This window comes from Streptomyces sp. NPDC030838, assembly GCF_055572035.1.
Genome location: NZ_JBVIED010000002.1, coordinates 427,906 through 444,936, shown reverse-complemented (window position 1 = coordinate 444,936; position 17,031 = coordinate 427,906). Strand labels below are relative to the sequence as shown.

11 protein-coding genes are annotated in these 17,031 nt (G+C 72.8%); 8 read left to right on the top strand and 3 right to left on the bottom strand.

Annotation, left to right across the window (positions count from 1 at the left end; genetic code table 11):
* Window positions 1–68: 68 nt before the first annotated feature.
* Window positions 69–398 carry a WhiB family transcriptional regulator gene (locus tag ACZ42A_RS09035; protein WP_086171071.1) on the bottom strand — a complete coding sequence of 110 codons (330 nt, stop codon included), beginning with the start codon at window positions 396–398 and terminating at the stop codon, window positions 69–71.
* Window positions 399–778: 380 nt separating this feature from the next.
* Between ACZ42A_RS09035 and ACZ42A_RS09030 the strand changes: the two genes are divergently transcribed.
* The 4 genes from ACZ42A_RS09030 to ACZ42A_RS09015 all read left to right on the top strand — a co-directional run bounded on the left by ACZ42A_RS09030 (window position 779) and on the right by ACZ42A_RS09015 (window position 5,606).
* Window positions 779–1,390 (top strand): response regulator transcription factor, encoded by a 612-nt coding sequence (locus ACZ42A_RS09030; protein WP_003948568.1) that lies wholly within the window; start codon window positions 779–781, stop codon window positions 1,388–1,390.
* 739 nt (window positions 1,391–2,129) lie between these two features.
* Entirely contained in the window at window positions 2,130–2,717 is a 588-nt protein-coding gene (locus tag ACZ42A_RS09025) for a sigma-70 family RNA polymerase sigma factor (RefSeq protein ID WP_187823254.1), read from the top strand.
* A gap of 152 nt (window positions 2,718–2,869) precedes the next feature.
* A complete protein-coding gene (gene guaB, locus ACZ42A_RS09020) occupies window positions 2,870–4,375 on the top strand; it encodes an IMP dehydrogenase (protein WP_468526516.1) in 1,506 nt (501 codons plus the stop codon).
* Window positions 4,376–4,481: 106 nt separating this feature from the next.
* Complete coding sequence (locus tag ACZ42A_RS09015) at window positions 4,482–5,606, top strand: GuaB3 family IMP dehydrogenase-related protein (protein ID WP_468526515.1); 1,125 nt, start codon at window positions 4,482–4,484, stop codon at window positions 5,604–5,606.
* A gap of 93 nt (window positions 5,607–5,699) precedes the next feature.
* Here ACZ42A_RS09015 and ACZ42A_RS09010 read toward each other — a convergent pair whose 3' ends face one another.
* Both ACZ42A_RS09010 and ACZ42A_RS09005 read right to left on the bottom strand, forming a co-directional pair.
* Window positions 5,700–6,203: a hypothetical protein gene (locus ACZ42A_RS09010; RefSeq protein WP_468526514.1), complete on the bottom strand. Its 504-nt coding sequence runs from the start codon at window positions 6,201–6,203 to the stop codon at window positions 5,700–5,702.
* A 124-nt stretch (window positions 6,204–6,327) separates the two neighbouring features.
* Window positions 6,328–7,536 (bottom strand): nucleotide sugar dehydrogenase, encoded by a 1,209-nt coding sequence (locus ACZ42A_RS09005; RefSeq protein WP_468526513.1) that lies wholly within the window; start codon window positions 7,534–7,536, stop codon window positions 6,328–6,330.
* Window positions 7,537–7,810: 274 nt separating this feature from the next.
* On the opposite strand from ACZ42A_RS09005, the gene ACZ42A_RS09000 reads away from it, so the two are divergent.
* From ACZ42A_RS09000 to ACZ42A_RS08985, 4 genes are all read left to right on the top strand, one after another.
* Window positions 7,811–9,517 (top strand): glycerol-3-phosphate dehydrogenase/oxidase, encoded by a 1,707-nt coding sequence (locus tag ACZ42A_RS09000; RefSeq protein ID WP_468526512.1) that lies wholly within the window; start codon window positions 7,811–7,813, stop codon window positions 9,515–9,517.
* 287 nt (window positions 9,518–9,804) lie between these two features.
* Window positions 9,805–11,832, top strand: coding sequence for a serine/threonine-protein kinase (locus tag ACZ42A_RS08995; protein WP_468526772.1), 2,028 nt, complete (start codon window positions 9,805–9,807; stop codon window positions 11,830–11,832).
* Between the two features lie 177 nt (window positions 11,833–12,009).
* Window positions 12,010–15,258, top strand: a complete 3,249-nt coding sequence (locus ACZ42A_RS08990) for a protein kinase (RefSeq protein ID WP_468526511.1) — start codon at window positions 12,010–12,012, stop codon at window positions 15,256–15,258.
* Between the two features lie 188 nt (window positions 15,259–15,446).
* Window positions 15,447–17,012 (top strand): serine/threonine-protein kinase, encoded by a 1,566-nt coding sequence (locus ACZ42A_RS08985; protein ID WP_468526510.1) that lies wholly within the window; start codon window positions 15,447–15,449, stop codon window positions 17,010–17,012.
* The last annotated feature ends 19 nt before the right edge of the window (window positions 17,013–17,031 follow it).

The following is a 17,031-nucleotide window of genomic DNA, read 5'->3' as shown; positions in this document are numbered from 1 at the left end:
TCGTGCTCGTTGTGCGTTCGTCCTTGGAGATCCTGACGATCCTTGAAGATTCTTGAAGAAACGTTCCTTCAGGTGTTCGAAGCGGTGGTCCCGCCGGCCGTCGACGCCGACACCAGCCGGTGGCGTGCTCGCCCCATGAGCTCTTCGCGCTCGTCCTCGGTCAACCCGCCCCACACGCCGTACGGTTCGCGCACCGCCAGCGCGTGGGCCGCGCACTGCGCGCGGACCGGGCACCTCATGCAGACCTCTTTGGCCGAGTTCTCGCGAGCGCTCCGCGCCGCCCCACGCTCGCCCTCCGGATGGAAGAAGAGCGAGCTGTCCACCCCGCGACAGGCAGCCAGCAGCTGCCAGTCCCACAGGTCCGCGTTCGGTCCGGGAAGGCGGGAGAAATCTGCCATTGCGTGACCCCTTGTAGCCGTTCTGGGCGGATACGGTGCCCACGACCGTACATCTACGATCTAAGGAGATGAAAATATGACTCATTGCGAATCTAGCCGCAGACACTGGCAGATGGGAAGAAATGGGTCTAAATGGGGCATGGTTGTGATGAAAGCTTGAGAGTCTGCCGTGCGTGTCTGCACCGTGTCCGCGCCCTCACGTAGAGTGCCGAAGATGGCACACGGCCCCGTAACTCTTTCGAGTGACCATCGTTGAGAGGGCGGAGGCGGTTGAAAACACAAGCGCTCGGGCAGGCGTCCGAGACGGTCGACCGCACAGGTGACGATTTCGTACCAGCCTGGAGGCTCAAGGTGACGCGCATCAGCTGCGGAGGGCGGCCATGACTTCCGTCCTCGTCTGCGACGACTCCCCGCTTGCCCGAGAGGCGCTTCGCCGCGCGGTCGCGACCGTGCCCGGTGTGGAGCGCGTGACGACGGCGGCCAACGGCGAGGAAGTCCTCCGCCGCTGGGGCGCCGACCGCTCGGACCTGATCCTGATGGACGTACGCATGCCCGGACTGGGCGGCGTCGAGACCGTGCGGCGGCTGCTGTCCGCCGACCCCGGTGCGCGCATCATCATGCTCACCGTCGCCGAGGACCTGGACGGTGTGGCCCTCGCGGTCGCCGCCGGCGCCCGCGGCTATCTGCACAAGGACGCCTCCCGCGCGGAGCTGCGCGCGACGGTGACCCAGGCTCTCGCCGACCCGACCTGGCGCCTCGCGCCCCGTCGGCTGCGCTCCGCCGAGATGGGCGCCGCGCCGACGCTCACCGCGCGGGAGATCCAGGTCCTGGAGGGCATGAGTCACGGCCGCTCCAACGCCGAGATCGGCCGCGAGCTGTTCCTCTCCGAGGACACCGTCAAGACCCACGCCCGACGGCTCTTCAAGAAGCTCGGCGCCTCGGACCGGGCGCACGCGGTGGCACTCGGCTTCCGCTGGGGCCTGGTGCGCTGAGACCCGCGGCCGGCCCCAGGGCCGGTCCGGACACCGAGGACGCCCGGTCGCGTGCCGACCGGCGCCTCGGCCACGCGGCCGAACGTGGCCTGTGACCGCCCCGCGCGGGCGGTCCGTACGGCGTACGGCGCGGGAGTATCCGGCCGCGAGGCGGAGGAGGAGTCGACGCGATGGGGACATCCCCCTGCGCCAGCCCTGCGGCGAGACGGGATGCCCGCGCGGCGGTCGGGTGGGGCGCCGCGCCGGGCGGTGGTGGCGGGCGTCGGGGCTCCGGCCCGAGGGGCGTCGGTCGCCCTCCGCTGTGCGGTGTCGGGCAGGCGCGTCCCGCGTCCGGTCCGGTCGCTGTCGGCGGCTGCCGTGCCCGCCGCCGTGTGCCGGCTCCGCCCGTGGTGCCCCGACGGGCATGTCCGGCATCCCCGGGCCGGCCCAGGGCGCGCCGCCCTGCTTGTGGGTGCCGTTGTCGGTGGTGCGTGTTTCGATGGCCGGGCGGACGAATCCGCAGGCCGCGCGGTGAGTGGTCCGGATCCGTGGTGCGTACCCGTGGGCGTGCCGTGGGTGCCCGCTGCTCGTTTCGGCGCGGATGCCGCATCCTTGAGGTGTGGAGTTCCTCGGGGACGAGTCGGTCGAGCGGAAGGGGAGGGCGCAGGGGATGAGTTCCGGCGCACCTACTCATAACGCTTCGGTGCACAACAACGGACGCGATGCCGCGGATCGCGCGGCCGCAGGGCACGATGGACCGATGCGCGAGGACGAGGCGGTCACTGCCCCTGGGGCGATCGGTGCGCTCGTTCACCGCGCCGTCGACGGGGACGAGCAGGCCACGCACGATCTGCTCGCCCATGTCCATCCGCTCGCGCTGCGCTACTGCCGCACCCGGCTGTCCCGGCTGCCCGGCGACGCCCGGCACTTCGTGGAGGACCTGGCGCAGGAGGTCTGCGTCGCCGTCCTCCTCGCCCTGCCGCGCTACAAGGACACCGGCCGTCCGTTCGAGGCCTTCGTCTTCGCCATCGCCGCCCACAAGGTCGCCGACCTGCAGCGGGCCGCGATGCGCCATCCGGGGTCGACCGCGGTGCCCTCCGACGAGATGCCGGAGCGGCCCGACGACTCCCTGGGCCCCGAGGAGCGCGCGCTGCTCAGCAGTGACGCCGAATGGGCCAAGAAACTGCTGGCCAACCTCCCGGAGAACCAGCGCGAGCTGCTGCTGCTGCGGATCGCGGTGGGCCTCACGGCCGAGGAGACCGGCCAGATGTTGGGAATGTCACCCGGCGCGGTCAGGGTGGCCCAGCACCGCGCGCTGAGCCGGCTGCGGGCGCTCGCCGAGCAGTAAGCAGGGCCGTACCGGCCCTCGATGAACAGGTCGGATCGTATTTCCGTACGAACATACGAAGCCGAAGGGTGCCTCGTACCGTGGAATGAGACGGGTTCATCTCCCGTTAGCATGGACATCCGCACCGATCAAGGCCATTTGGGGAAGGTGTCATGACTGCCAACGTCGACGGAGTGCCCGGAAAATTCGCGACACTCGGGCTGACCTACGACGACGTGCTGCTGCTGCCGGGCCCGTCGGACATGGCACCCGACGAGATCGACACCGCCTCGTACGTCTCCAAGAACGTGCGGGTCAACATCCCGCTGCTGTCCGCCGCCATGGACAAGGTCACCGAGTCGCGCATGGCGATCGCGATGGCCCGCCAGGGCGGTGTGGGCGTGCTGCACCGCAATCTGTCCATCGAGGACCAGGCCAACCAGGTCGACCTGGTCAAGCGCTCCGAGTCCGGCATGGTGACCGACCCGATCACCATCCACCCGGACGCCACCCTCGCCGAGGCCGACGCCCTGTGCGCCAGGTTCCGCATCAGCGGTGTCCCGGTCACCGACGGCGACAAGAAGCTGCTCGGCATCGTCACCAACCGCGACATGGCCTTCGAGACCGACCGCTCCCGCCGGGTGCGCGAGGTCATGACGGCGATGCCGCTGGTCACCGGCAAGGTCGGCATCTCCGGCACCGAGGCCATCGAGCTGCTGCGCAAGCACAAGATCGAGAAGCTGCCGCTGGTCGACGACGCGGGCGTCCTCAAGGGCCTGATCACGGTCAAGGACTTCGTCAAGGCGGAGAAGTACCCGAACGCCGCCAAGGACGCCGAGGGCCGGCTCATCGTGGGCGCCGCGGTCGGTGTCGCCGGTGACGCCTTCGAGCGCGCCCAGGCGCTGATCGAGGCGGGCGTCGACTTCATCGTCGTCGACACCGCGCACGGCCACTCCCGGCTGGTCGGCGACATGATCGCCAAGATCAAGTCGAACTCCTCCGGCGCCGACGTCATCGGCGGCAACGTCGCCACGCGCGACGGTGCCCAGGCCCTGGTCGACGCGGGCGCCGACGGCATCAAGGTCGGTGTCGGACCGGGCTCCATCTGCACCACCCGCGTGGTCGCCGGCGTCGGCGTCCCGCAGGTCACCGCGATCTACGAGGCCGCGCTCGCCGCGAAGGCGGCCGGTGTCCCGGTCATCGGCGACGGCGGTCTGCAGTACTCCGGCGACATCGCCAAGGCCCTGGTCGCGGGCGCCGACACGGTGATGCTGGGCTCGCTGCTCGCGGGCTGCGAGGAGTCGCCGGGCGAGCTGATGTTCATCAACGGCAAGCAGTTCAAGTCGTACCGGGGCATGGGCTCGCTGGGCGCCATGCAGTCCCGCGGCGACCGCAAGTCGTTCTCCAAGGACCGCTACTTCCAGGAGGGCGTCGCCTCCGACGAGCAGCTGATCCCCGAGGGCATCGAGGGCCAGGTGCCCTACCGCGGCCCGCTGTCCTCCGTCGTCCACCAGCTGGTGGGCGGTCTGCGCCAGTCGATGTTCTACGTCGGCGGCAAGACCGTGCCGGAGCTCCAGGAGAACGGCCGGTTCGTCCGGATCACCTCGGCGGGCCTCAAGGAGAGCCACCCGCACGACATCCAGATGACGGTCGAGGCGCCGAACTACAGCCGCAAGTAGTCACCGGGCTCGGTCAGGGGCGGCTCCGGAAACTCCGGGGCCGCCCTTGTCGTACCCGTCGGGGATACTGGAAGGCGCTGAAACGCATCAGGGAAAGGCCACACACGTGACTGAGATCGAGATCGGGCGCGGCAAGCGCGGCCGCCGGGCGTACGCCTTCGACGACATCGCCGTCGTCCCCAGCCGCCGTACGCGGGACCCGAAGGAGGTCTCGATCGCCTGGCAGATCGACGCCTACCGCTTCGAGCTGCCCTTCCTGGCGGCCCCCATGGACTCGGTCGTCTCGCCGGCCACGGCGATCCGGATCGGCGAGCTGGGCGGCCTCGGCGTGCTGAACCTCGAGGGCCTGTGGACGCGGTACGAGGACCCGCAGCCGCTGCTGGACGAGATCGTCGGCCTGGACGCCGAGACGGCGACCCGCCGCCTGCAGGAGATCTACGCCGCGCCGATCAAGGAGGAGCTGATCGGCCAGCGCATCAAGGAGGTGCGCGACTCGGGCGTGGTCACCGCGGCCGCGCTCTCCCCGCAGCGCACGGCGCAGTTCTCCAAGGCCGTGGTGGACGCGGGCGTGGACATCTTCGTCATCCGCGGCACGACGGTCTCGGCGGAGCACGTCTCCGGCTCGCACGAGCCGCTGAACCTGAAGCAGTTCATCTACGAGCTGGACGTCCCGGTGATCGTCGGCGGCTGCGCCACGTACACCGCCGCCCTGCACCTGATGCGCACCGGCGCGGCGGGTGTCCTGGTCGGCTTCGGCGGCGGCGCCGCGCACACCACGCGGAACGTGCTGGGCATCCAGGTCCCGATGGCCACCGCCGTGGCGGACGTGGCGGCGGCCCGCCGGGACTACATGGACGAGTCCGGCGGCCGCTACGTGCACGTCATCGCGGACGGTGGTGTCGGCTGGTCCGGCGACCTGCCCAAGGCGATCGCCTGCGGTGCCGACGCGGTCATGATGGGCTCCCCGCTGGCCCGCGCCACCGACGCGCCCGGCCAGGGCCACCACTGGGGCATGGAGGCCGTCAACGAGGAGCTGCCGCGCGGCAAGAAGGTCGGCCTCGGCACGGTCGGCACCATCGAGGAGATCCTCACCGGCCCGTCGCACACCCCGGACGGCTCGATGAACTTCTTCGGCGCCCTGCGCCGCGCCATGGCCACGACCGGCTACAGCGAGCTGAAGGAGTTCCAGCGCGTCGAGGTGACGGTCGCGGACTCGCAGCACCGGCGCTAGTCCGTACGACGCCGTAGGCCGCCCGTACGACGCGTTAGGGGCCCGTCCACCGCACCGGTGGACGGGCCCCTCACGCGTTCCCGCGGGCGTGCCTCAGGAGGCCGCCTTCTTCGCGCCCGAGAACGCCGCGAAGGCGCCGATGGCGAAGAACAGGAAGGTCATCGCGTCGGCCGCCTCCTTCCAGGCCTCGGTGACGATGTCGAAGTGCTGGGTGGCCATCTCGGTGGCGGAGATGCCGGCGATGTCGGCGGCCAGCACGGCGACGCCGATGAGCTGGCCGACGTAGACCGCGCCGAGCGAGAGGACCGCGCTGATCACCGGCAGCGCCGGGTGGGAGCCGCCGACCTTGCCCGCGGCGAAGCCGACGAGGAAGCCGACGCCGATGGCCGCGTACCCGATCTCGTACTCGGTGGCGCCGACGATGGCGCCGTAGATCCCCGCCGTGACCAGGGCCACGACGACGGCGGTGACCACGCCGAGGACGATGTTGCCGCCGCGGGCCGGGGCGACGGGGGCCGGCGGCACGGCGCCCGGCTGCTGGGCGAACGGGTTGCCGTCGGTCGGCTGCTGCGGCTGCGGCGGAACTGACTGGGTCATGACAGGAATCCCCCCACGGGACTGGTGTACGAGCGGAGTCTGCGCACGGCTGTGCGACGAGGACGCCGAAGATTAACAGGCGCACCGACTCCGGCCACCAGTGAATTCCCGCGCGGGAGGACCCTCAGAGCCGGTGCGCGGCGCCCGTCGGGGTCGCCCCCCGGGTGTCCAGCAGCAGCTGCGCCTTCACGGACAGGCCCTGGAGGTCGTACGTCCGGTGGTGCTGGAGCAGGATCGTCAGATCCGCCCCGGCCGCCGCCTCGTAGAGGGAGTCCACGCGGGGCACGGGGCGGTCCAGGACGCTCCAGGACGGCACGTGCGGGTCGTGGTAGCTGACGGACGCGCCCAGCTCCATCAGGCGTACGGCGATCTCCCGCGCGGGCGTGCCCTGCCGGTCGCCGAGGTCGGGCTTGTAGGCGACGCCGAGCAGCAGCACGCGTGCGCCGCGCGCGGACTTTCCGTGCTCGTTCAGCAGGGTGGCCGCGCGCTGGACGACGTAGCGGGGCATCTGCTCGTTGACCTGCCGGGCCAGTTCCACCATGCGCAGTCCGCGTCCCGCCTGGCCGATGAGGTCCTGCGGGACGGCGTGGCCGCCGACCCCGGGGCCGGGGCGGAAGGCCTGGAAGCCGAAGGGCTTGGTCTCCGCGCAGCGGATCACGTCCCACAGGTCGACGCCCAGCTCGTGGCAGAGCACGGCCATCTCGTTGACCAGGGCGATGTTCACGTGCCGGTAGTTGGTCTCCAGCAGCTGCACCGCTTCCGCCTCGCGGGTCCCGCGCGCGCGGACCACCTTGTCGGTGAGCCGGCCGTAGAAGGCCGCGGCCGACTCGGTGCACGCGGGCGTGAGGCCGCCGATGACCTTGGGGGTGTTGGCGGGGGTGAAGTCGCGGTTGCCGGGGTCGACCCGGCTGGGGGAGTAGGCCAGGTGGAAATCACGGCCCGCGCGGAGCCCGGAGCCCTCCTCGAGCAGGGGGCGCAGGAACTCCTCCGTTGTGCCCGGGTGCACCGGTGACTCCAGGATCACCGTGGTGTGCGGGCGCAGCCGCGCGGCCAGGGTGCGGGCGGCCGTCTCCACCTGGCTCAGGTCGAGCCCGCCGTCCGCGGCGCGCGGAGTGGGCGCGCAGATGACCGCGGTGCGCACCCGGCCCAGCTCTGCCGGGCCGACGGCGTGCCGGAAGCCCCCCGAGAGCATCCGGCGCAGTTCGGCGGGGCTGAGCGAGTCCGGCTCCGGGCCGGTCCGGTAGCCGACGGTGGGGATGCCGGCGGCGACGGCGGCCTGGGCCAGCGGCAGGCCGAGCGGGCCGAGTCCGATGACGGCGAGATCTGCGGGCATGGCGTGGGCCGTCCTTCCCAATAACCGAAGCGGGACAGGTGCGCAAGCGCTGTGGACAGAACGAGCGAGTGCAATGTCAGACTAGGAGTAAATATGACCGATTTGCGGGATTGGAGCCCTGAGTTTCGGTGAGTGTTTCCGTGAGTGTTGTCCACAGGCTGGGGGCGAGTGGTGGCTGAAGTCGGGCATCCCGGTCAGAATTTGGGCAGAGGCATACCGAACCGGGCTCGCCCCACGGGTGCGGCCGACGCGACGCGATGAGCGGGAGGCAGCGGTGAGGACAGGGACCCTGGGGCCGGCGCAGCGCGCCGAGTCACTGGCATCGATGGCCGAGCGCGAGCTGGACGTGCTGGTCGTGGGCGGTGGAGTGGTCGGCGCGGGCACCGCGCTGGACGCCGTCACCCGCGGTCTGTCCACCGGCCTGGTCGAGGCGCGTGACTGGGCGTCGGGCACGTCGAGCCGGTCCAGCAAGCTGATCCACGGCGGCCTGCGCTATCTGGAGATGCTCGACTTCGCGCTCGTCCGCGAGGCGCTGAAGGAGCGCGGCCTGCTCCTTGAGCGGCTCGCCCCGCACCTGGTCAAACCGGTGCCGTTCCTCTATCCGCTCCAGCACAAGGGCTGGGAGCGCCTGTACGCCGGTTCGGGCGTCGCGCTCTACGACGCGATGTCGATGGCGCGCGGCCACGGCCGGGGACTGCCCATACACCGGCACCTGAGCCGCCGTCACGCTCTGCGCGTGGCACCCTGTCTGAAGAAGGACGCCCTCGTCGGCGCATTGCAGTACTACGACGCCCAGATGGACGACGCCCGCTATGTCGCGACCCTGGTGCGCACCGCCGTGGCGTACGGCGCGAAGGCGGCCAACCGCGCGCGGGTGACCGGCTTCCTGCGCGAGGGCGAACGGGTCGTCGGCGCGCGCGTGCAGGACGTCGAGGCGGGCGGGGAGTACGAGATCCACGCCAAGCAGATCGTCAACGCCACCGGGGTGTGGACCGACGACACCCAGGCGATGGTGGGGGAGCGTGGCCAGTTCCACGTCCGCGCCTCCAAGGGCATCCACCTGGTCGTGCCCAAGGACCGCATCCACTCCACCACCGGGCTCATCCTGCGCACCGAGAAGTCCGTGCTGTTCGTCATCCCCTGGGGACGGCACTGGATCGTCGGCACCACCGACACCGACTGGGACCTCGACAAGGCCCACCCCGCCGCCTCCAGCGCCGACATCGACTATCTGCTGGAACACGTCAACTCGGTCCTCGCGGTGCCCCTCACCCGCGACGACGTGCAGGGCGTCTACGCCGGCCTGCGCCCGCTGCTGGCCGGGGAGTCGGACGCCACCAGCAAGCTCTCCCGCGAGCACACCGTCGCCCACCCGGTGCCGGGGCTGGTCGTGGTGGCCGGCGGCAAGTACACGACGTACCGGGTCATGGCCAAGGACGCGGTCGACGAGGCGGTGCACGGGCTCGATCTGCGGGTCGCCGAGTGCGTCACCGAGGACATCCCGCTGCTCGGCGCGGAGGGGTATCGCGCGCTGTGGAACGCGCGGGCGCGCATCGCCCAGCGCACCGGGCTCCATGTCGTGCGGGTGGAGCACCTGTTGGACCGGTACGGCTCGCTGGCCGATGAGCTCCTCGAGCTCATCGCCGAGGACCCCTCCCTGGGCGAGCCGCTGCCGGGCGCCGAGGACTATCTGCGCGCCGAGATCGTCTACGCCGCCTCGCACGAGGGCGCCCGGCACCTGGACGACGTGCTGACCCGGCGTACCCGTATCTCCATCGAGACCTTCGACCGGGGCACCCGCTGCGCCCGTGAGGCCGCGGAGTTGATGGCCCCGGTGCTGGGCTGGGACAAGGACCAGATCGAGCGCGAGGTCCAGCACTACGAGAAGCGGGTGGAGGCCGAACGCGAGTCCCAGCGCCAGCCGGACGACCTGACGGCGGACGCGGCACGCCTCGGGGCCCCGGACATCGTGCCGCTGTAGGCGGCCGCCGTCAGTGTCGCGGTAGGCGCCGCTGGGGCGCCGCTGGGGGCGCAGCCTCTCCTGAGGACCCCTCAAGTCGGTGGATGCCGGATGTTTCCCCCGCATCCACCGACTGTTTCACTCGAACGAGTGTCGCGAATCGGGATCTCTGTTCGGAACCGGCTCGTTCTACGGGTGCGGGGACAGAACTCCGCGACGCGCGGCGCGGGGAACCACCCTGGGCGTCGGGCACTTGTCGGGTGAGGGACAATGGAGGCTCTGTCAGGGCGGGTTGCATGAGGGGACGCATGTCGGAGGCGGAGCGGGCGGGGACATCTCGTCAGGAGACTCGTCAGGACAACAGCGAGCGTCTCCTCGCCGGTCGGTACCGGCTGGGAGACGTGCTCGGCCGCGGAGGCATGGGCACGGTCTGGCGTGCCGTGGACGAGACCCTGGGCAGGACGGTCGCCGTCAAGGAGCTGCGGTTCCCGTCGAACATCGACGAGGACGAGAAGCGCCGGCTGATCACACGGACGTTGCGCGAGGCCAAGGCCATCGCGCGGATCCGCAACACCAGCGCGGTCACGGTCTACGACGTGGTCGACGAGGACGACCGCCCGTGGATCGTGATGGAGCTGGTCGAGGGCAAGTCGCTCGCCGAGGTCATCCGCGAGGACGGCCTGCTGGAGCCCCGGCGCGCAGCCGAGGTCGGCCTCGCCATCCTCGACGTGCTGCGCTCCGCGCACCGCGAGGGCATCCTGCACCGCGACGTGAAGCCGTCCAACGTGCTCATCGCCGACGACGGCCGGGTCGTGCTCACCGACTTCGGCATCGCCCAGGTCGAGGGCGACCCGTCCATCACCTCCACCGGCATGCTCGTCGGCGCCCCCTCCTACATCTCCCCGGAGCGCGCCCGCGGCCACAAGCCCGGCCCCGCGGCCGACCTGTGGTCCCTCGGCGGTCTGCTCTACGCGGCGGTGGAGGGCACCCCGCCGTACGACAAGGGGTCCGCCATCGCCACGCTCACCGCGGTGATGACCGAGCCCCTGGAGGAGCCGAAGAACGCGGGCCCGCTCCGGGACGTCATCTACGGCCTGCTCACCAAGGACCCCGCCCAGCGGCTCGACGACGCGGGCGCGCGGGCCATGCTCAAGGCCGTGATCAACGCCCCCGACCGGACGGAGGCCGAGCCGGAGCCGGCCGACGCCACCAAGGTCGTGCCGCTGCCGGCCCAGCCGGACGCCCCCGCCACCGGGAGCAAGCGCGGAGAGGAGGCGGCCGAGCGGCTGCGCGGGGCGCTGCGCTCCGCGCGCAAGGCGGCGGTCGCGGCGGGCACGGCCGCCTCGGCGGCGACCCGCGGCGGCTCCGGCACGGGCACGTCGGCCGGTTCCCCGGCGGGCACCGCGTCCGGCGCCCCCACCACGGCGGTCTCCGCCTCGGCCGGAAGCACCGCCGGCACCTCCGGCACCGCGAACGGCGGCACCGGCGGCCGTAGTTCGGGCTGGCCCGTGATGACCCCGCCGGACCTGCCCCCACGGCCGGTGCCCCGGGCGCCGCTCACCGACGTGGTGCCCCGGCGGACGCTGGTCGTCATCGCGGTCGCCGTGGTGGTCGCCGTGCTCGGCGTCGTGCTGGCCCTGACCCTCGGCGGTGACGACGAGGGCTCGAACCAGTCGCGGGGCGGTGGGAACAAGACGGCGGCGACCGCGAGTTCGGACGCCGACACCAAGGACGACGCGAACGGCGGTGTGCGCACGGACGGCGCGGCGACGGGGTCGGCCGGCGCGACGGCGGACACCACGCCGAGCACCGCCGAGACCGGCGGCGCGTCGGACTCGGAGGCCTCCGCCGGAAAGGAATCCGGCCAGGACTCCGGCAAGGAGTCCGGCAAGGACGACGACATCGCCGCCGACTCCACGCACCAGGGCGGGCAGGGCTACTCGATAGGCCTGCCCGAGGGCTGGAAGTACCGGTCGTCGGACGCGGCCGGCGACCGCTTCACCGGCCCCGACGGCCAGAAGCTGCTCATCGGCTGGACCACCACGCCCAAGGACGACCCGGTCGCGGACTGGAAGAACCAGGAGCGCTACATGGTGCGCTCGCAGTACGACCGGATCCGAATAGAGCAGGTGGACTACCGCGGCTGGAACACGGCCGACTGGGAGTTCACCTACGTGGACGGCGGCACCAAGTACCGGACCATCGACCGCGGTTTCGTCGTCGACGACAACCAGGGCTACGCGTTGATGTACACGGCGAAGGCCGCCAAGTGGGACAGCGAGCTGCGCAGGATCACCTGGCGGACGCTGACGAAGACTTTCGAACCCAAGGCGTGACCGGGGCCGGAGTCGGTTTGCGGGCGTGAGATCTCGCATCCCCTCCGTACGGGTTGCCTCCGGCACGTATCGTGAGTGGTTGCGAACCGTGCGCATCCGGAACCGGCATATCCGGAACGGTCGGAACGGGACGCCGGACGAACGGAACTGACCAGCAGGGCGGCCGGGGGAGGCAACGTGGACGACTATGCGGGACGGGTCCTCGCCGACCGCTACCGCCTGCCACTGCCCCCCGCCGACGAGTACGAACTCACCGAGACCCGCGCCTTCGACACCTACAGCGGGCAGGAAGTCCTGGTCCGGCAGGTGCCGTTGCCGGAGGTCGTCGAGGCGGAGGTGCTGGACGCCGAAGGGCTGCCCGAGGGCTTCACGGCCCGCGACCGAGGAGCCCGGCGGCCGGCCGCCGGGCGGACCGGTGGGGCGGTGCGGCGGCCGGCGGACCCGGCGGTGCGGCGGGCGGTGGAGGCCGCGCAGGCCGCGGCCCGCATTCCCGACCATCCGCGGCTCGACCAGGTCTTCGACGTGTTCGCCGAGGGCGGCTCGCTGTGGATAGTGAGCGAGCTGGTGTCCGCGCGACCGCTGGCCGCGCTGCTCGCCGAGCAGCCCCTGACGCCGTATCGGGCGGCCGAGGTCGCCTCCGACGTCCTCATGGCCCTGCGGGTGCTGCACGCCCACGGCTGGGTGCACCGCAACATCACCGCCCGTACGGTGCTGGTCTGCGACGACGGCCGCGTCATGCTGACCGGCCTCGCGGCCGGCGCGGCGGAGGAGGCGCTGTGCGGGTACGACCCGCTGCCGGTGGAGGAGCCCGAGAGCGACGACGGCACGGCTGACGGGCCCTGGGGCGGCGAGCCGCCCGGCGCTGGGCGAGCCGGCGAATACGGCACCGCGCCGCCGGGTGGCGGCGCGGCCGGGCCCGGGGACTATAGGGGTCCGGGCGGTGGTGAGGCCGGTGGCTACCGAGGTCCGGGCGGTGGTGAGGCCGGTGGCTACCGAGGGCCGGGCGGTGGTGAGGCCGGCGGCTACCGAGGGCCGGGCGGCATTGAGGCTCGTGGCAGGGGCTACGAGGACCCGGGCGGCATTGAGGCTCGGGGCGGTGGCTACCGGGGTCCGGGCGCCGCTGACACTCGGGGCGGTGGTTACGGGGGGCCGGTCGGCGGCCAGGTCGGCGGTGGTGGCCGCCGAGGTCCGGCCGAGGGCGCTCCCGGTGTCGATCCCGAGGCAGCGCGGCGGGCCGCGATCGAGGCGCGGGCGGCGGGCGGGCTGCCGTCCGCCGAGGCCGTCGGCGACGTCGGCACGCCCGGCGGTCCGGGAGTGCCGGCCCGCAGGGCACCGGAGAGCGGCGAGGACATCAGGGCCGCCCGCGCCGGGGCGATCGCCGCGTACCGCGCGGGCGCGCGGGCCGCCGCCCGGGTCCAGGAGGACCAGCGCAGCGACCGCGCGGCCCTGCCCGGCGCCCGCCCCGCCGCCGACGCCTCCGACCCCGGCACCCGCCCCATCGCTTCCGACCCCGGCCTCGCCCCGGGCACCGGCGCATCGACACAGGCGCCACACCCCGGCGCCCCAGGCGGCTCCCGCACCCCCGGCGACTTCCACGGCACCGGCGGCCCCGGAGCACGGGCACTGCAGCCCCACCTCGGAGCCCTGGGTGCCCCCCGCACCCCCGGCGACTCCCACGACGCCGACACCACCCCGCCGGGCCGGATAGCCGACCCCTACGGCGTCCGCGCGACCCCGTGGCACGGCGCCTCGCCGCGCCCGGGCCAGGCACCGGCCAACGGCCTGTCCCAGGGCTCCGACCGGCAGCCCCCCACCCGGCAGACACCGCCGTACGGGCAGCAGCCCAACGGCCGGTCCCAGGGCTACGCCCAGCCCCCGGGCGGCACCCCGGCCCAGCCGTACGGCCCCGGCACGCCCCGGCCCGGCGTCCCCGCGCAGACCCACGCCCGCCCCCAGACCGACGGCCGGACCGGGAGCACCCCGCAGCCGTACGGCTCCGGGACCTCGCAGCCGTACGGCCCCGGGACCCCACAGCAATACGGCCCCGGCGCTCCACAACCCGGTGCTCCGGCCGCCCAGTACGGGCGTACGGCCCTCCCGGGGAGCGGTGACCCGGCGCGGGACGCCGGCCGTTGGGGCGACCTCGTGGCCGGTCCGCCGGCCCGCCGCGGTCCCACCACCGCGCTCGCCGCCGAGCGGGCGCGGCAGGCCCGGATGGCCGTGGTCGGGCCGGTGACCGAGCGCTGGGCGCCCGAGCAGGCCGGGCCGGTGCACGAGAACTGGCAGCTGGCGCCGCCCATCGGCCCCGCGACCGACCTGTGGGCGCTGGGTGCGCTGCTGTTCAGGGCCGTACAGGGGCATGCGCCGTATCCCGAGGAGTCGACGGCCGAGCTGGTGCAGTTGGTGTGCGCCGAGCCGCCCGCCTTCGCCGAGGAGTGCGGTCCGCTGCGCCCGGTGGTCGAGTCGCTGCTGCGTCAGGACCCGACCGAGCGCCTGGACTTCGAGGAGCTGCGCGGCTGGCTGCGCTCCCTGGTGCGTTCGGCGCCCGAGCCGGAGGCCGGGGTGCACGTGGTGTCCGCGCCGCCCGCCGGTACCGGCCGGCTGCCGGTTGTACGCCGCCGGGGCGAGCTGGTGCGCAGGCGGCGCGCCGGGCTGCCGGTGCACCACGGGCGGCACAAGCGCGGCAAGGAGAGGGAGCGTTCGCCGCGCAGCCTCGGCCGCACGCTGCTCCTGCTGGTACTGCTCGGCCTGGGCGCGGCGATCGCGTACGCGATGCTGTTCATGCCGAAGGCCGAGGAGAGCGGCGGGGCGGACGGTGTCGAGCGGACCGGTGCGGCGGGACAGGTGAGCGAGGCGCCCGCGCAGTCTCCGGACTCGGGCAGTGACCCCGCGCCCGAGCAGACCACGCCCGCCACCGGCGACCCCTCGGGATCGGCGGGTTCCACCCACACCCAGACCACCGGCCCGGAGGCCGCGGACGGCTTCACGCTGCGCACCGACCAGGAGGGCTTCACGGTCGCCGTCGCCGAGGGCTGGCAGCGCACCCCGAAGAACGGCAGCGGCCACGTCGTCTACGGCAAGGGCGACTTCGAGCTGATCGTGGTCCCCGGGCGGGACGCCGCGGACGAGTACGGCGACGACCCGATGGCGTACCAGCGCGAGCGCGAGCCGGAGTTGCGGCCGTACCGCGAGTCGAGCTGGGCCACCGCCACCGGCCTGAAGTCGATCCGGGTCGGCGAACGGTCCATGGCCGAGGGGCAGTACACCTGGACGGGCGAGGACGGCGACGAGCTGTTCGTGCGCAACCTGGCGATCCTGGTCGACGGCCGCTATCACGTCCTGCAACTGCGCGGCCCGGAGTCGGAGCGCGACGAGGTGACCCGGCTGTACGAGCAGGCGGCGGCGACCTACCAGGTCACCGGCTGACCGGGCCGTAGAACGCCGTAGACCGCCGTTGGCCACTGCGTTTCCCGGGGTTGGCCGAACGGTTCCCGTCCGTCACGGAAAGCGACAACCGTCACAGTGCGGTCTCCGTCGCGCCCCCGTGGTTCCCCGGAGGGTGGCCGGTCCTTACGCTGACCCTGTCAAGAGCATTGCGGGGAAACGTGTATCAGATGCAGGGCCTGCTCCTCGGGGGCCGCTACCGGCTCAACGACGCCATCGGCAGCGGCGGCATGGGCCGGGTGTGGCGCGCCCACGACGAGGTACTGAACCGGGCCGTCGCCATCAAGGAGCTGACCGCGGCGCTCTACGTCTCCGAGAGCGACCAGGCCGTCCTGCTGGCCCGCACCCGCGCCGAGGCGCGCGCGGCGGCGCGGATCAACCACTCCGCGGTCGTCACCGTGCACGACGTGCTCGAACACGACGGCCGCCCGTGGATCGTGATGGAGCTGATCGAGGGCCGCTCGCTCGCCGACGCCGTCAAGGCGGACGGCCGGGTCGAACCCGCCGAGGCCGCCCGGATCGGCCTGTGGGTGCTGCGCGCCCTGCGCGCCGCGCACACCGCCGGGGTGCTGCACCGCGACGTCAAACCCGGCAACGTCCTGCTCGCCCACGACAGCCGCGTGCTGCTCACCGACTTCGGCATCGCGCAGATCGAGGGCGACACCACCATCACCCGCACCGGCGAGGTCGTCGGCTCCGTCGACTACCTCGCCCCCGAGCGCATCCGAGGCCACGACCCCGGCCCCGCCTCGGACCTGTGGGCGCTCGGCGCGACGCTGTACACGGCGGTGGAGGGCACCTCGCCGTTCCGCCGCACCTCGCCGCTGTCCACCATGCAGGCCATCGTGGAGGAGGAGCTCGCCGAGCCCGTCCACGCCGGACCGCTCGCCCCCGTCATCGCCGCCCTGCTCCGCAAGGACCCCGCCGCGCGGCCCGACTCCGCCGAGGCCGAACGGCTGCTCGCCGAGGCGGCGGAGGGGCGGCTGCCGCAGGTGGCGGCGTACGAGGCGACCCGCCCCGTCGAACTCCGCCCGACGGCCCGCGACACCCGGGCCCACACCCGGCCGGACGCCGCCCTCCCCGCCGCCCCCGCGCCCCGGCGCCGCCGGCTGCGCACGCTGGCGCTGGTCGTCGCCCTGGCCGCGATCATCGGCGGCGGCACCGCCGTGGCGTGGCAGACCTGGGGCGGCAGCACCAAGGCCGGCACCTCCACTGCACCGAGCGGCACCGAGGGCGGCGAGAGTGCCAAGGCGCAGGCGCGCGACGGCTGGGTACGGGTCGACGACCCGGTGGGTTTCGGCCTCTCCCTGCCGGGCGAGGACTGGGAGCGGAGCGTGTACGGCGACGACGGCGAGCTGACCCAGATCGACTACTCGCCCGACGGCGGAGTGCATCTGCTGCGCATCGCCGTCGACGTCTCGCCCGACTTCGACAACGCCCACGACCACCAGCTCGACCTGGAGCAGCAGGTGCGAGACCTCGCCGCATACGAGCGGCTGTCCCTGACGGACAAGGTCTACCGGGACCGCCAGGCCTCCCTGTGGGAGTACACGTGGACCGCGCTGGAGAAGGACCCCGGGACGTACGTCGGCCCCCGCCGCGCCATCGACCAGATGTACCTCACCCGCGACGGCGTCGAGTACGCGATCTACATGTCCGGTCCGACGGACGACTGGGAGACCACCCGGCGCCAGTTCGACACGGTGCTGCGGAGCTGGCGGCCGGGGCACCGCTGACCGAAGACCGCTGACGGAC

Coding starts and splice junctions, on each gene's coding strand:
- ACZ42A_RS09035 (WP_086171071.1), bottom strand. CDS start 398: ATGGCAGATTTCTCCCGCCTTCCCGGACCGAACGCGGACCTGTGGGAC.
- ACZ42A_RS09030 (WP_003948568.1), top strand. CDS start 779: ATGACTTCCGTCCTCGTCTGCGACGACTCCCCGCTTGCCCGAGAGGCG.
- ACZ42A_RS09025 (WP_187823254.1), top strand. CDS start 2,130: ATGCGCGAGGACGAGGCGGTCACTGCCCCTGGGGCGATCGGTGCGCTC.
- guaB (WP_468526516.1), top strand. CDS start 2,870: ATGACTGCCAACGTCGACGGAGTGCCCGGAAAATTCGCGACACTCGGG.
- ACZ42A_RS09010 (WP_468526514.1), bottom strand. CDS start 6,203: ATGACCCAGTCAGTTCCGCCGCAGCCGCAGCAGCCGACCGACGGCAAC.
- ACZ42A_RS09005 (WP_468526513.1), bottom strand. CDS start 7,536: ATGCCCGCAGATCTCGCCGTCATCGGACTCGGCCCGCTCGGCCTGCCG.
- ACZ42A_RS08995 (WP_468526772.1), top strand. CDS start 9,805: ATGTCGGAGGCGGAGCGGGCGGGGACATCTCGTCAGGAGACTCGTCAG.
- ACZ42A_RS08985 (WP_468526510.1), top strand. CDS start 15,447: ATGCAGGGCCTGCTCCTCGGGGGCCGCTACCGGCTCAACGACGCCATC.